Origin of the sequence: Streptomyces sp. NPDC005402, assembly GCF_040606575.1 — a bacterium.
GTDB lineage: Bacteria > Actinomycetota > Actinomycetes > Streptomycetales > Streptomycetaceae > Streptomyces.
In genome coordinates, this window is the sequence record NZ_JBEXFB010000006.1 from 76,441 (window position 1) to 91,550 (window position 15,110).

Genomic DNA, 15,110 nt, shown 5'->3' on the forward strand with positions numbered 1-15,110 from the left:
GTGACGCGGGGCGGGCGGTCGAAGCGACCGCCCGCCCTTACGCCGTCGTCAGCCCGTGAAACCGGCCACGTTCTCCTTCGTGACCACCTTCACCGGCACCTTGATCGTCTCCTCGACCTTCTTGCCCTCAAGGGCCTTCAGCGCGTTGTCCACCGCGATTTTGCCCAGCTGGGATGGCTGCTGTGCCACGGATGCGAACAACGTGCCGTTCTTCACCGCGGTCAGGCCGTCCGGGGTGCCGTCGAAGCCGACGACCGAGACCGACGTGCCGGCCTTGGAGCCCAGCGCCTTGATCGCACCGAGCGCCATCTCGTCGTTGGCCGCGATGACGCCCTGGACGTCCGGGTGGGCCTGGAGCAGGTTCGACATCACGTCGAGGCCCTTGGTGCGGTCGAAGTCGGCGGGCTGCTGCGCGACGACCTGGATGCCCGGGTACGCCTTGAGGCCGTTGGCGAAACCCTCGGCACGTTCACGGGCCGCCGAGGTGCCCGCCTGACCCTGGAGGATCACGATCTTGCCCTTGCCGCCGAGCTTCTCGCCGATGGACTTGGCGGCGAGCTCACCGCCGGCGACGTTGTCGGAGGCGACCAGCGCGTCCACCGAGGCCTTGTTGACACCGCGGTCCACCGCGATGACCGGGATCTTCGCCTTGTCGGCGGCCTTCACCGAGTTGCCGGCCGCGTCCGAGTCGACCGGGTTGACGATGATCGCGCCGAGGCTCGAACTGGTGAAGTTCTGGAGCTGGTTGGCCTGCTGGGAGGCGTCGTTCTGGGCGTCCGTGACGGTCAGGTCCACGCCCAGCTTCTTCGCCTCGGCCTGGGCACCCGCCCGGATCTGCACGAAGAAGGGGTTGTTGAGGGTGGAGAGCGACAGACCCACCTTCGGGTTCGCCGTCGAGGACGAGTCGTTGTGCAGGAAGGAGGTCGCGCCGACGATCGCCACGGTGACCACGGCCGCGAGACCGTACGTCGCCGCCTGGCGCCCCTTGCCGCCCTGCGAGGCCCCGGCCACCGGGGTCGCCCCCGCCTTGCGGCGCAGGGTGTCCAGGAGCACCGCCAGCGCGATGACGACACCGATGACGACCTGCTGCCAGAACGCGGACACGTTCAGCAGGTTGAGGCCGTTGCGCAGCACCGCCAGGATCAGCGCGCCGATCAGCGTCCCGGACGCCTTGCCGGTGCCGCCGGCGAGCGAGGCGCCGCCGATGACGACCGCGGCGATCGCGTCCAGCTCGTAGCCGTCGGCGGCCTGCGGCTGCGCCGAGGACAGCCGCGCGGCGAGCACGACACCCGCGACGGCGGCGAAGACACCGGAGAAGGCGTAGATGGCGAGCTTCTGCTTCTTCACGCGGAGGCCGGAGAGACGGGCCGCCTCCTCGTTGCCGCCGATCGCGTACATGGAGCGCCCGATGTACGTCCGTCCCAGCACGAAGGCCGCGAGGAGCCCCATGACGACCATGACGAGGACGGGCACCGGCAGCCAGCCGCCGAGCGTGTCACCGAGGTGTGAGACGGAGTCGGGGAAGGCGATCGGGGAGCCCTCGGAGATCACCAGGGACAGACCGCGGGCCACCGAGAGCATCGCCAACGTGGCGATGAACGGGGGGAGTTTGCCGTACGCGATCAGGAAGCCGTTGACGAGACCGGCCGCGATGCCGGTGACGACGGCGAGGACGACCGCCAGGAAGACCGGCACCCCGTGCGAGGTCGCGCTCCAGGCGAGGACGGTGGCCGACAGGGCCGCCACCGAGCCCACCGACAGGTCGATGCCCGCCGAGACGATCACGAAGGTCACACCGAAGGCGAGGATGGCGGTCACGGCCGCCTGGACGCCGACGTTGAGCAGGTTGTCGGTGGTCAGGAAGTCGCCGGACAGCGCCGACATGGCGATGACGAGGACGATCAGCGCGGTCAGCGCGCCGTTGTCGAGGAGCAGCCGGCGCAGGCCATCCGCGCTCGCCCCGCTCTTGAGCGTGTCAGTGGCGGCCACGGGGGGCCTCCTTCTCGGTCTTGACGTTGTTCGTGCTGACGGCGAGTGCCATCACGGAGTCCTGCGTGGCCTCGTCGGCGGCGAGTTCGCCGGCGATCCGGCCCTGGGCCATCACCAGCACCCGGTCGCTCATGCCGAGCACCTCGGGCAGATCGCTGGAGATCATGAGGACGGCGGCCCCTTGAGACGTCAGCTCGTTGACGAGCTGGTAGATCTCGACCTTGGCGCCGACGTCGATCCCGCGCGTGGGCTCGTCGAGGATCAGCACCTTGGTGTCGGCGAGCAGCCACTTGCCGATGACGACCTTCTGCTGGTTGCCGCCGGAGAGGGTGCGGACGTGCTGGTGCAGGCCCGCCATCCGGACCCCGAGCTGCTCGGCGATCCGCGCGGCGGCCTCCCGCTGGCCCTTGAGGTCGACGAGCCCCGCGCGCGTGGCGGCCCGCATGGTCACCAGCCCGAGGTTCTCCTCGACCGACTGGTCGAGGACCAGGCCCTGGCCCTTGCGGTCCTCGGGGATGAGTCCGATACCGGCCGCCATGGCGGCGCCCACGTCATGACCCTTCAGGGCCGCCCCGGCGACGTGCACGGTCCCCTTGTCGTACGGGTCCGCGCCGAACACGGCCCGCACGACCTCGGTACGGCCCGCTCCGACCAGCCCGGCGATGCCGACCACCTCGCCGGCGTGCACCTCGAAGCCGATGTCGTGGAAGACGCCGTCGCGGGTGAGCCCCTCGACCTTGAGCAGAGCCGGTCCGGTGTCGCCGCGCTCGCGCGGGTACTGCTGCTCGATCGACCGCCCCACCATCAGGCGTACGAGCTCGTCCTCGGGCGTGGTGGCGGGGACCTGCCCGACGGACTTCCCGTCCCGGATGACCGTGACCCGGTCGCCCAGGGCGGCGATCTCCTCCAGGTGGTGGGTGATGAAGACGATCCCGACCCCGTCCTCGCGCAGCCTGCGCACGATCGCGAAGAGCTTGTCGACCTCCTCGGAGGTGAGCACGGCGGTCGGCTCGTCCATGATCAGCACGCGCGCGTCCAGGCTGAGCGCCTTGGCGATCTCGACCATCTGGAGCCGGGCGATACCGAGTTCACGCACCCGCGCGCGGGGCGAGACGTTGACGCCGACCCGCTGCAGGAGCACCTCGGCGTCGGCCTCCATCCGCTTCCGGTCGATCATCCCGAGCCGGCGCGGTTGGCGCCCCAGGAAGATGTTCTCGGCGACGGTCAGATCCGGTACCAGGTTGAACTCCTGGTAGATGGTGGCGATGCCCAGCCGCTCGGCGTCCTGCGCCCCGCGGATGTGCGCCTCCCGGCCGTCCACCAGGACGCGGCCCGCGTCGGGGTGGTAGGCGCCCGACAGCATCTTGATCAGCGTGCTCTTGCCGGCGCCGTTCTCGCCGAGCAGTACGTGCACCTCGCCCCGGCGCAGGTCGAAGTCGACGCCGTCGAGCGCGACCACGCCGGGGAAGGACTTCCGTATGCCCTCGATGCGCAGCAACTCGTCCTCGTTGCTCACGACTCGCTCCTGTTCGTTACGGGGTTCTCGTGCGGGTTCTCGCCGCAGGAACGGCGGACGACGAGACGGGCGGGGAGGGTGACCGACTCGGGGGGCCGCCCCTCGATGCGGTCGACGAGTGCGCGCACGGCGGCCCGCCCCAGTTCGCCCGTGGGCTGGGCGATCGCGGTGATCGGCGGATCGGTGTGCACGAACCACGGGATGTCGTCGAACGCGGCCAGGGCGAGGTCCTCCGGTACGCGCAGCCCACGCGCGCGTACGGCGTCCAGCGCGCCGAGCGCCATCAGGTTGTCGGCCGCGAAGACGACCTCGGGCGGCTCGGGCAGGTCGAGGAAGCCCTCGGTGACCCGCCGCCCGCTCTCGGCCTGGAAGTCGCCCTGCCCTATGTAGGCGTCGGGCAGCTCCAGGCCGTACGCCTCAAGGGCCTCCCGGAAGGACGCGACACGTTCCTGGCCGGTGGTGGTCGCCGCCGGGCCCGCGATGATGGCGAGCCTGCGGTGGCCGAGGCCGTGCAGATGGGCGACGAGATCGCGCACGGCGGCCCGTCCGTCGGCCCTGACGACCGGCACGGCCACGCCCGGGATCCACCGGTCCACGAACACCATCGGCGTCCCCGCGCGCACGGCGTCCAGCATCAGCGGCGAGCCTCCGTCGGTGGGGGAGACGAGGAGTCCGTCGATCCGCCGGTCCAGCAGGTTCCGTACGTGGTGATCCTGAAGATCCGGGCGTTCGTCGGCGTTCCCGATGATCACGCTGTACCCCAGCGCGCGGGCCTCCTCCTCGACGGAGCGGGCCAGTTCGCCGAAGTAGGGGTTCAGCACGTCGCTGATGACCAGGCCGAGGGTGTGGGTCTGGTCGGTGCGCAGGGAGCGGGCGACGGCGTTCGGGCGGTAGCCCAGGGTCTCGACGGCGGCCAGCACGCGGGTGCGTGCGTCCGCGCTGACCGACGGATGGTCGTTCAGGACCCGCGACACCGTGGCGACCGAGACCCCCGCCTCGGCAGCGACATCCTTGATGCTCGCCATCGCCGCTCCACCTCCTCGTGGAATCGATTACACGACTTCGTGTACCGAGGATTGGAATCGATTACACGGCCAGAGGCAAGACCTCGATACCGGATTGTGATGTCAGACCCCGGGGGTACCGTCGGATCATGACCGATCAGGCGGGGGCCTCCACGGGCGAACGACGACTGGCCGTGCTCGAGGGCGTACTGGAGCGGATCACGTACGCAAACGAGGACAACGGCTACACGGTCGCCCGCGTCGACACCGGCAGAGGCGCCGGCGACCTCCTCACCGTCGTGGGCGCGCTGCTCGGTGCCCAGGTGGGGGAGTCCCTGCGGATGGAGGGGCGCTGGGGCTCCCACCCGCAGTACGGCAAGCAGTTCACCGTCGAGAACTACACGACGGTCCTGCCGGCCACCGTCCAGGGCATCCGCCGCTATCTCGGCTCAGGGCTCGTCAAGGGCATCGGACCCGTCTTCGCCGACCGCATCACCCAGCACTTCGGCGTGGACACCCTGAAGATCATCGAGGAGGAGCCGAAGCGCCTCGTCGAGGTCCCCGGCCTCGGCCCCAAACGCACCAAGAAGATCGCCGACGCCTGGGAGGAACAGAAGGCGATCAAGGAGGTCATGCTCTTCCTCCAGACCGTCGAGGTGTCCACCTCCATCGCCGTGCGCATCTACAAGAAGTACGGCGACGCCTCGATCTCCGTCGTGAAGAACCAGCCCTACCGGCTCGCCTCCGACGTCTGGGGCATCGGCTTCCTCACCGCCGACAAGATCGCCCAGTCCGTCGGCATTCCGCACGACAGCCCGGAGCGCGTCAAGGCGGGCCTCCAGTACGCCCTTTCGCAGTCCACCGACCAGGGCCACTGCTACCTCCCCGAGGAACAGCTGATCGCCGACGCGGTCAAGCTCCTCCAGGTCGACACCGGCCTGGTCATCGAGTGCCTGGCCGAACTCGCCCTCCCCGACGAGGACTCCGGCGAGGTGGGCGTCGTACGGGAGAAGGTGCCCGGCCCCGACGGCCACGAGGTCACCGCCGTCTACCTGGTGCCCTTCCACCGCGCCGAACTCTCCCTCTCCGCCCAGCTGGTGCGCCTCCTGCGCACCGGCCAGGACCGAATGCCGGCCTTCCGTGACGTGGCCTGGGACAAGGCGCTCAGCTGGCTGAAGTCCCGTACCGGAGTGGAGCTCGCGCCCGAACAGGAGGCCGCCGTCAAGCTGGCGTTGACCGAGAAGGTCGCCGTCCTCACCGGCGGTCCCGGCTGCGGCAAGTCCTTCACGGTCCGCTCGATCGTGGAGCTGGCCCGCGCCAAGAAGGCCAAGGTCGTCCTCGCGGCCCCGACCGGCAGGGCCGCCAAGCGCCTCGCCGAACTCACCGGCGCCGACGCCTCCACCGTCCACCGCCTCCTGGAGCTCAAGCCCGGCGGCGACGCGGCGTACGACAAGGACCGCCCGCTCGACGCCGACCTGGTGGTGGTCGACGAGGCGTCCATGCTGGACCTGCTGCTCGCCAACAAGCTGGTGAAGGCCGTGCCGCCCGGGGCCCATCTGCTGTTCGTCGGCGATGTGGACCAGCTGCCCAGCGTCGGCGCCGGAGAGGTCCTGCGTGACCTTCTCGCCGACGGCGGCCCGGTCCCCGCGGTGCGCCTCACGCGCGTGTTCCGGCAGGCCCAGCAGTCCGGCGTCGTCACCAACGCGCACCGGATCAACGCCGGGCAGCACCCCGTCACCGACGGCATGAAGGACTTCTTCCTCTTCGTCGAGGACGACACCGAGGAGGTCGGCCGGCTCACCGTCGATGTGGCGGCCCGTCGGATTCCGGCCAAATTCGGCCTCGACCCGCGCCGGGACGTCCAGGTGCTCGCCCCCATGCATCGCGGCCCCGCGGGCGCCGGCACCCTCAACGGCCTGCTCCAGCAGGCCATCACCCCGGGCCGCCCCGACCTCGCCGAGAAGCGGTTCGGCGGCCGGGTCTTCCGGGTCGGCGACAAGGTCACCCAGATTCGCAACAATTACGACAAGGGCACCAACGGCGTCTTCAACGGCACCGTGGGTGTGGTCACCTCCCTCGACCCGGTCGACCAGCGCCTCACCGTGCTGACGGACGAGGACGAGGAGGTGCCGTACGAGTTCGACGAACTGGACGAACTGGCTCACGCGTACGCGGTGACCATCCACCGTTCCCAGGGCAGCGAGTATCCGGCCGTGGTGATCCCGGTCACCACCAGCGCCTGGATGATGCTGCAGCGGAACCTGCTGTACACGGCGGTCACCCGGGCGAAGAAACTGGTCGTCCTCGTCGGTTCGCGCAAGGCGATCGGTCAGGCGGTGCGCACGGTCTCGGCGGGACGGCGTTGTACGGCGCTGGACTTCCGGCTCTCGGGCCTGTGACGAGCGTCAATCGTGAGACGGCACAAAAAATGATCGATCAAATGAGTCACGTGGGTCACACAGCCCTTCCGGAAGCGGGTGGGGAGGGGCAGGATGAGCAAGTTGGCGGCACTCAGTGCCGTCGATACGCCCAACGGCCGACCCCGAGTGCACTCTCCTGCGCCAAATGGGGGATGGTAGAGACAGTCAGGGCAACCTCGAAGAAGAGGCACAACGTCGGTGAGGGATGACGTGAGCGACAACTCTGTAGTAGTGCGGTACGGCGATGGCGAGTACACCTACCCGGTGATCGACAGCACCGTCGGCGACAAGGGCTTCGACATCGGGAAGCTCCGCGCCCAGACCGGTCTGGTCACCCTGGACAGCGGCTACGGCAACACCGCCGCCTATAAATCCGCCATCACCTACCTCGACGGCGAGGCCGGCATCCTCCGGTACCGCGGCTACCCGATCGAGCAGCTGGCGGAGCGCTCCACGTTCCTGGAGGTCGCCTACCTTCTGATCAACGGCGAGCTTCCGACGGTCGACGAGCTCTCGGTCTTCAAGAACGACATCACGCAGCACACCCTGCTGCACGAGGACGTCAAGAACTTCTACCGCGGCTTCCCGCGGGACGCGCACCCGATGGCCATGCTGTCGTCGGTCGTCTCCGCGCTGTCCACGTTCTACCAGGACAGCCACAACCCCTTCGACGAGAAGCAGCGCAACCTCTCGACGATCCGCCTGCTCGCCAAGCTTCCGACGATCGCGGCGTACGCGTACAAGAAGTCGATCGGTCACCCGTTCGTCTACCCGCGCAACGACCTCGGTTACGTCGAGAACTTCCTGCGTATGACCTTCTCGGTCCCCGCGCAGGAGTACGAGCCCGACCCGGTCGTCGTCTCCGCCCTGGACAAGCTGCTCATCCTGCACGCCGACCACGAGCAGAACTGTTCGACCTCGACGGTCCGCCTCGTCGGCTCGTCCCAGGCGAACATGTTCGCGTCGATCTCCGCCGGTATCAACGCCCTGTGGGGCCCGCTGCACGGCGGCGCCAACCAGTCCGTCCTGGAGATGCTGGAGGGCATCCAGACCTCCGGCGGTGACGTCGACTCCTTCATCCGCAAGGTGAAGAACAAGGAGGACGGCGTCCGGCTGATGGGCTTCGGCCACCGGGTCTACAAGAACTTCGACCCGCGCGCGAAGATCATCAAGGCGGCGGCGCACGACGTCCTCTCGGCCCTCGGCAAGTCCGACGAGCTGCTGGACATCGCGCTCAAGCTGGAGGAGCACGCGCTCTCCGACGACTACTTCGTCTCGCGCAGCCTCTACCCGAACGTCGACTTCTACACGGGCCTGATCTACCGCGCCATGGGCTTCCCGACCGAGATGTTCACGGTCCTGTTCGCCCTCGGCCGCCTCCCGGGCTGGATCGCCCAGTGGCACGAGATGATCAAGGAGCCGGGCTCCCGTATCGGCCGCCCGCGCCAGATCTACACGGGCGTGGTGGAGCGGGACTTCGTGCCCGTCGAGCAGCGCTGACACCTGCCGGTGAGCTGAGGGGCGTCGCTCGGGCGGCGCCCCTTCGGCGTTTCCGCTGCGCGGAGGCGACCCGTATCGGCCGTCCGCGCCAGTTCTGTACGGGTGTGGTGGAGCGGGACTTCGTCCCGCTCGAGCAGCGCTGACAAACGCCGGTGCCGGGACTGACCTGTTTTTCAGGGGCGCGGGGAACTGCGCGACCAGCCCCCACCGATCCGCAGCCGACGACGAACCGTAGTTCCGGCTCGATCCGCGAAGCGCAAAGCGGAAGGCGCCCTGGCGACGGTCCCCCCACGGGCCGGCGTCCAGGGCGCCTTCCCATGTCCCGGTGCGGATTCCCCCCACGGGATCCGGCCGGGCGTCTGAGAGACCAGCGCCTGAATTCGCTGTCTTTTCCGGTACTGCTGTCACTGCTGTTGAGCAGAACGAGCAAAACTCCTCGTACTACTCCTGTGTGCGGTCTGCCGGGACAGCGCACGGTCGGGAGGGCCGCTCAAAGCTTCCCTAAGTGCGTGCCCCGGCAACGCAGCTCCGAGGAAGTCCCCCAAGACATCCTCAGACGCCAGGTCAACGCCCCCCAAGACGCTGCCTGACATCGCCAACTTAGACCTTCGAACCCCTTCGATGGTTACGTTCGCATCACTGTGATCTGCGTCTCTTGCAAATGTCCGTTAGATACGCAAGAGCCCGGATACGGTGAACGGGACTCCGGCGTAAGGACGATGCGCGAGTCTTGTGAAGAGCTTATGTGAGCGGGGCTCCGGACTCCAGAGGGGGTCCGTCAAAGGATCCTCAACGGAAGGCTCGCAGCCGCAGGCTGTTGGTGACCACGAACACCGAGGAGAACGCCATCGCCGCCCCGGCGATCATCGGGTTCAGCAGCCCGGCCGCGGCCAGCGGCAGCGCGGCCACGTTGTAGCCGAAGGCCCACACGAGATTGCCCTTGATGGTCGCCAGGGTGCGCCGGGAGAGCCGGATCGCGTCCGCGGCCACCCGCAGATCCCCGCGCACCAGCGTGAGGTCCCCCGCCTCGATGGCCGCGTCGGTCCCGGTCCCCAGGGCGAGCCCCAGGTCGGCGGCGGCGAGCGCGGCCGCGTCGTTGACCCCGTCGCCGACCATCGCGACGACCCGCCCCTCGCCCTGGAGCCGCCGTACGGCGTCGACCTTGTCCTCGGGCAGCACCTCGGCGATCACCTCGTCGATTCCGACCACCCGGGCCACCGCCTTGGCCACCACCCGGTTGTCCCCGGTCAGCAGCACCGGCGTGAGCCCCAGCGCCCGCAGCGACCGCACCGCCTCCGCACTGGTCTCCTTGACCGCGTCGGCGACGGCCAGGACGCCGTACGCCACCCCGTCCCACCCGACGACGACAGCCGTACGACCGCCCCGCTCGGCCTCTTCCTTCGCCCGGGCCAGCTCGGCGGGGAGCGCGTCGAACAGCCGCCCCACGGCCACCTCGCGGCCCTCCACGCGTCCGCGTACGCCCCTCCCAGGGACGTTCTCGAACCGCTCGGCCTCCGGCAGCGGCCCCACCCGTTCCTCGGCGCCCCCGGCGACCGCCCGGGCCACGGGATGCTCGGAGGCGTGCTCCAGGGCGCCCGCGAGCCGCAGCACCTGCTTCTCGTCGGCGTCCTGGACGACGTGGACCTCCTGGAGGGTCATCCGGCCGGTGGTGACCGTGCCGGTCTTGTCCAGGACGACGGTGTCGACGCGGCGCGTGGACTCCAGGACCTCGGGCCCCTTGATGAGGATGCCGAGCTGGGCGCCACGCCCGGTGCCGACCATGAGCGCGGTCGGCGTGGCCAGCCCCAGCGCGCACGGGCAGGCGATGATCAGCACGGCGACGGCCGCGGTGAACGCGGCGACGGTGTCCCCGGTGGCGCCGAGCCAGACCCCGAAGGTGGCCACCGCGACGAGGAGGACGGCCGGCACGAAGACCGCGGAGACCCGGTCGGCCAGCCGCTGCACCTCCGCCTTGCCGTTCTGCGCGTCCTCCACCAGCCGCGCCATCCGCGCCAGCTGCGTGTCGGCCCCGACCCGGGTCGCCGCGACGACGATCCGTCCGCCCGCGTTGACCGTCGCACCGGTGACGGCGTCCCCGACGCCGACGTCCACCGGCACCGACTCGCCGGTCAGCATGGCGGCGTCCACGGCCGAGGCGCCCTCGACGACGGTGCCGTCGGTCGCGATCTTCTCGCCGGGCCGTACGACGAACCGGTCCCCGACGACCAGCCGCTCCGCCGGGATCCGCACCTCCCGCCCGTCCCGCAGCACGGAGACGTCCTTGGCGCCCAGTTCCATCAGCGCCCTGAGAGCCGCCCCCGCGTGGCGCTTGGCGCGGGCTTCCAGATAGCGGCCGAGCAGGATGAAGGCGGTGACTCCCGCGGCCACCTCGAGGTAGATCGTCGAGGCACCGTCCATGCCGCCGACGGTGAGCTCGAACCGCTCCCGCATGCCGGGCATCCCCGCGTCACCGAGGAACAGGGCCCACAACGACCAGCCGAACGCGGCGAGGGTCCCGACCGAGACGAGGGTGTCCATGGTGGCCGCGCCATGCCTGGTGTTCGTCCAGGCGGCCCTGTGGAAGGGCCACGCGCCCCAGACGACCACGGGCGAGGCGAGGGTCAGCGCGAGCCACTGCCAGTTGTCGAACTGGAGGGCCGGGACCATGGAGAGCGCGATGACGGGGACGGCGAGCGCGACGGAGACGAGGAGCCGCCGCCGCAGGGCGGTGAGCTCCGGGTCCGTGTGGTCGGGGTCGTCGGGCCGCTGTGCCGCGGGCGCCGGCTCCTCGGCCGTGTAGCCCGTCTTCACGACGGTCGCGATCAGATCGGCGACCTCGACCCCCGCGGGGTAGACGACCTTCGCCTTCTCGGTGGCGTAGTTGACCGTGGCGCTGACGCCGTCCATCCGGTTGAGCTTCTTCTCGACCCGGGCGGCGCAGGAGGCACAGGTCATCCCGCCGATGACGAGCTCGACTTCGGACACGGGTGCTATCGGGGCCGTGGTGGACATGTTCCCTACTCCAGAAACGGTTCAGCCACGACAGGCCGCCGGTCGCCGACGACCTGTCGTGGCGCTTCTCGGGGCGATCAGACCTTGCCCACGAGCTCGAAACCGGCCTCGTCCACGGCGGCCCGCACGGCTTCCTCGTCCAGCGGCTCCGCCGATACGACCGTCACCTCGCCGGTGGAGGCGACCGCCTTCACGGAGCTGACTCCCGCGATCTCGGAGATCTCGCCGGAAACGGAACCCTCACAGTGCCCGCAGCTCATCCCGCTCACCTTGTAGACGGCGGTGACGGAACCCGGGGTATCGGTCTGGGCGGTCATGTCGTTCTCCTCATGGAGGCGTGTGGGGCTACTGCATCGAAGACTATACCCCTAGGGGGTATTTCACCAAGAGTGGTCGGCGAGTAGTCGGCCGGGTCGGGGCGGCGGATCGGCGACCGGTCACGATGTACCGGCAGACGAAACGGCGATGGAGACGCAGATGCGAGCGGTTGTCTTCGAACACTACGGCGAACCCGCACAGATACGGGACGTGCCCGACCCCCGCCCGGCGGAGCACGGAGTGGTCGTCCGCGTGGAAGCCACCGGCCTGTGCAGAAGCGACTGGCACGGCTGGCAGGGCCACGACCCGGACATCACCCTCCCGCACGTGCCGGGCCATGAACTCGCAGGCGTGGTGGAAGCGGTCGGCCCTCGTGTGAGCGCCTGGCACCCCGGCGACCGGGTCACCGTCCCCTTCGTCTGCGCCTGCGGCACCTGCGCGTCCTGCGCGGCCGGCGACCACCAGATCTGCGAGCGCCAGACACAGCCCGGCTTCACCCACTGGGGCTCGTTCGCCCAGTACGTGGCGCTGGACCACGCGGACGTGAACCTCGTGGCCGTACCGCGGGACATGTCCTTCGCCACGGCCGCGTCCCTGGGCTGCCGTTTCGCCACGGCGTTCAGGGCGGTCGTGCAGCAGGGGCGGGCCACCGCGGGGGAGTGGGTCGCGGTGCACGGCTGCGGCGGCGTGGGCCTGTCCGCGGTGATGATCGCGGCGGCCTCGGGAGCCCGGGTGGTGGCCGTGGATGTGTCACCGCGGGCCCTGGACCTGGCGAGGGCGTTCGGGGCGGCGCACGCCGTGGACGCGACGGCCACGCCGGACACCGCGGCGGCGATCCGCGAGCTGACCGGCGGCGGGGCGCAGGTGTCCCTGGACGCCCTCGGTTCCCCGGCCACCTGCGCGGCCTCCGTCAACTCCCTGCGCCGCCGCGGCCGGCACGTCCAGGTCGGCCTGCTGCCCTCGCCGGACGGCACGACCCCGGTCCCCATGGCCCGCGCGATCGCCCTGGAGCTCGAACTCCTCGGCAGTCACGGCATGGCCGCCCACACCTACCCGCCGATGCTGGAACTGGTCCGGGCGGGCGTGCTGCGCCCCGAGCTGCTGGTGACGTCCGCGATCACCCTGGACGCGGCCCCGGACGCCCTCGCGGCGATGGGCACGGCCCCCGGAGCGGGGGTGACGGTCATCGAGCCGTGGCGTGGAGGGCGTTGAGGGCGGCCCACTCGCGGTCGAGGAGGCCCATCACCACCCAGTCCACCCACTCGCCGTCCCGCAGATCGGCCTCCCGCCGTACCCCCTCGACCGTGAACCCGGCCTTCTCGTAGACCCGCAGGGCACGGGCGTTGTGGCCGTAGACCTCCAACTCGATCCGGTGCAGGCCGAGTCGCTCGAAGCCGTGGCCGACGATGAGGCGGGTGGCCTCGGTGCCGAGTCCGCGTCCGCGGCCCCCGGGGCCGATGAGCGTACGGAAGGTGCAGCTGCGGGCCTGGCTGTCCCACTCGTACAGGACGACCTCGCCGACCAGTTCCCCGGTGGCGCGGTCGGTGACGGCGAGGTCGAGGCGGTCCGCCTGCCCGGACCGGGAGCCGTACCAGGACCGCAGCCGCTCCAGGGTGAGTTCGGCGGCCGGCGGTCCGGTGAAGCGGACGACCTCGGGGTCCTCGATGATCTCCGCCATGACCTCGGCGTCCGCCTCGGTGAACGGCCGCAGCACGGTCCTGTCGCCGGTGAGCACGGGTTTGACGGAGAAGTCGCTCATGGGCCGACTGTGTCAGACGCCGGTATCCGCGGGCCCGTGATTTTTCCGCGGTCCCGCGGATCCACGAGTCCGGCCGGAACCGAAGGAGCGGGTGCCCGCGCTCCGCACAGGCACCCGAAGGCGCCGGGCGAACCGGCCTCAGTCCTCTCTCCGCCCCCGGTTCCCCGGCCGGGACGCGACCCAAGCGCGCACGGTGTCGGCGTACCAGAAGGGCTTGCCGCCCTCGACATGGTCGGGCGGCGGCAGCAGCCCGTGCTTGCGGTACGACCGCACGGTGTCCGGCTGCACACGGATGTGCGCCGCGATCTCCTTGTACGACCAGAGCCTTCGGTCGGTCATGTGGTGCACCTCCTCGCGCGCACCGCGGTGGCGGCCGGGAACGGCCGTCGGGGGTACCGGGCGCTGCGCTGGCGATCACAAAGCCTGCGCTCCGTGAACGACACCCGGTGGCCGTCGGTCAGGGCCTGTGCGCCGGGTGTGACGAGGAACCCGCGTACGCGCGACATGTGTGACACGGAGGGGGAGTTTGTGACACAAATGACGCAAAGGCGCACGCGGGCGTGTGGGCGCGGCGCGTTGACATCGAGGTGCCCCGGGCCCCGATGTCACCGGGCGGACGAACGACTACGCGCCGCAGGACCGAAGGAACGCCCGGGTCCGCTGAGCGATGGGCAACGGCTTGTCCGGCTCGCACGGATACATGTCCTGCTCGACGATCGCGAACAGATCCACGTCCAGCTTCTGGGCGGCCTCCAGTACGGGACCGAGCGCCGGCACACCCGAGGGCGGCTCGCACATCACGCCCTGCGCGACGGCGGGCCCGAACGGCGTCCCCTTGGCCCGTACGTCCGCCAGGATCTCCGGGTCCACCTGCTTGAGGTGCAGATACCCGATCCGCGACCCGTACGTCTCGATCAGCTTGACGCTGTCCCCGCCGCAGTAGGCGTAGTGCCCGGTGTCCAGGCACAGCGACACCAGGCCGGAGTCCGTGGCGTCCAGGAACCGGACCACGTTCTCCTCGCTGTCGATGTGGGTGTCGGCATGCGGGTGGACGACGATCTGCAGGCCGTACTCCTCCTTCACCCGCTGCCCCAGCCGCTCGGTCAGCGTGCTGAGATTGCGCCACTGCTCGGGTGTGAGCGTGTCGGACTCCAGCACCTCACCCGTCTTGTCGTCCCGCCAGAACGACGGGATCACGACCAGGTGCTTCGCCCCCATGGCCTGCGCGAGCACCGCGTTGTCCGCGACATGCGCCCAGGTCTTCTCCCAGACGGCCTCGCCGTGGTGCAGGCCGGTGAAGACGGTCCCGGCGGACACCTTCAGGCCACGCCGGGAGACCTCTTCGGTGAGGACTGCGGGATCGGTCGGCAGGTACCCGTACGGCCCCAGTTCGATCCACTCGTAACCGGAGTCCGCGACCTCGTCGAGGAAGCGCTGCCAGGGGACCTGCTGGGGGTCGTCGGGGAACCACACGCCCCAGGAGTCGGGAGCCGAGCCGATCCGGATGCGGGACAGTGAGGGCTGAGGTGCGGCTGTCATGCCGGTCAGCTTCGGTTCGGACAGCAAGCGCTGTCAAGGTCTCGTCCGAATGT

General features: G+C 70.0%; 11 protein-coding genes. 3 read left to right on the top strand and 8 right to left on the bottom strand.

The features are described from left to right. Window positions 1–48: 48 nt before the first annotated feature. The 3 genes from ABZT02_RS13325 to ABZT02_RS13335 are packed head-to-tail and all read right to left on the bottom strand — an operon-like array spanning window position 49 to window position 4,530. Window positions 49–1,989: a substrate-binding domain-containing protein gene (locus ABZT02_RS13325; RefSeq protein ID WP_356017278.1), complete on the bottom strand. Its 1,941-nt coding sequence runs from the start codon at window positions 1,987–1,989 to the stop codon at window positions 49–51. Next, window positions 1,976–3,505: a sugar ABC transporter ATP-binding protein gene (locus ABZT02_RS13330; RefSeq protein ID WP_356017280.1), complete on the bottom strand. Its 1,530-nt coding sequence runs from the start codon at window positions 3,503–3,505 to the stop codon at window positions 1,976–1,978. Before ABZT02_RS13330 ends, ABZT02_RS13325 begins: the two co-directional genes overlap by 14 nt. Next, a complete protein-coding gene (locus ABZT02_RS13335) occupies window positions 3,502–4,530 on the bottom strand; it encodes a LacI family DNA-binding transcriptional regulator (RefSeq protein ID WP_356017283.1) in 1,029 nt (342 codons plus the stop codon). The genes ABZT02_RS13330 and ABZT02_RS13335 overlap by 4 nt, the downstream gene beginning before the upstream one ends. 128 nt (window positions 4,531–4,658) lie before the next feature. Here ABZT02_RS13335 and ABZT02_RS13340 point away from each other — a divergent pair, with 128 nt between their 5' ends. Continuing rightward, a complete protein-coding gene (locus ABZT02_RS13340; protein WP_356017285.1) occupies window positions 4,659–6,908 on the top strand; it encodes an ATP-dependent RecD-like DNA helicase in 2,250 nt (749 codons plus the stop codon). A 231-nt stretch (window positions 6,909–7,139) separates the two neighbouring features. Next, a complete protein-coding gene (locus ABZT02_RS13345) occupies window positions 7,140–8,429 on the top strand; it encodes a citrate synthase (protein WP_031037819.1) in 1,290 nt (429 codons plus the stop codon). A 789-nt stretch (window positions 8,430–9,218) separates the two neighbouring features. Here ABZT02_RS13345 and ABZT02_RS13350 read toward each other — a convergent pair. Together ABZT02_RS13350 and ABZT02_RS13355 are read right to left on the bottom strand one after the other, a co-directional pair. After that, entirely contained in the window at window positions 9,219–11,441 is a 2,223-nt protein-coding gene (locus tag ABZT02_RS13350; RefSeq protein ID WP_356017288.1) for a heavy metal translocating P-type ATPase, read from the bottom strand. A 77-nt stretch (window positions 11,442–11,518) separates the two neighbouring features. Continuing rightward, complete coding sequence (locus ABZT02_RS13355; RefSeq protein ID WP_356017290.1) at window positions 11,519–11,758, bottom strand: heavy-metal-associated domain-containing protein; 240 nt, start codon at window positions 11,756–11,758, stop codon at window positions 11,519–11,521. A 160-nt stretch (window positions 11,759–11,918) separates the two neighbouring features. Here ABZT02_RS13355 and ABZT02_RS13360 point away from each other — a divergent pair, with 160 nt between their 5' ends. Beyond that, a complete protein-coding gene (locus tag ABZT02_RS13360; RefSeq protein WP_356017292.1) occupies window positions 11,919–12,971 on the top strand; it encodes a zinc-dependent alcohol dehydrogenase family protein in 1,053 nt (350 codons plus the stop codon). On the opposite strand, the gene ABZT02_RS13365 is transcribed toward ABZT02_RS13360, so the two are convergent. The 3 genes from ABZT02_RS13365 to ABZT02_RS13375 form a co-directional block, all read right to left on the bottom strand. Further along, window positions 12,943–13,518 (bottom strand): GNAT family protein, encoded by a 576-nt coding sequence (locus ABZT02_RS13365; protein ID WP_356017294.1) that lies wholly within the window; start codon window positions 13,516–13,518, stop codon window positions 12,943–12,945. The genes ABZT02_RS13360 and ABZT02_RS13365 overlap by 29 nt on opposite strands. A gap of 138 nt (window positions 13,519–13,656) precedes the next feature. After that, window positions 13,657–13,857, bottom strand: a complete 201-nt coding sequence (locus ABZT02_RS13370; protein ID WP_020116516.1) for a MerR family transcriptional regulator — start codon at window positions 13,855–13,857, stop codon at window positions 13,657–13,659. Window positions 13,858–14,142: 285 nt separating this feature from the next. Then, on the bottom strand, window positions 14,143–15,057 hold the full coding sequence (locus ABZT02_RS13375) for a sugar phosphate isomerase/epimerase (protein ID WP_356017297.1): 915 nt from the start codon (window positions 15,055–15,057) through the stop codon (window positions 14,143–14,145). Window positions 15,058–15,110 lie beyond the last annotated feature (53 nt).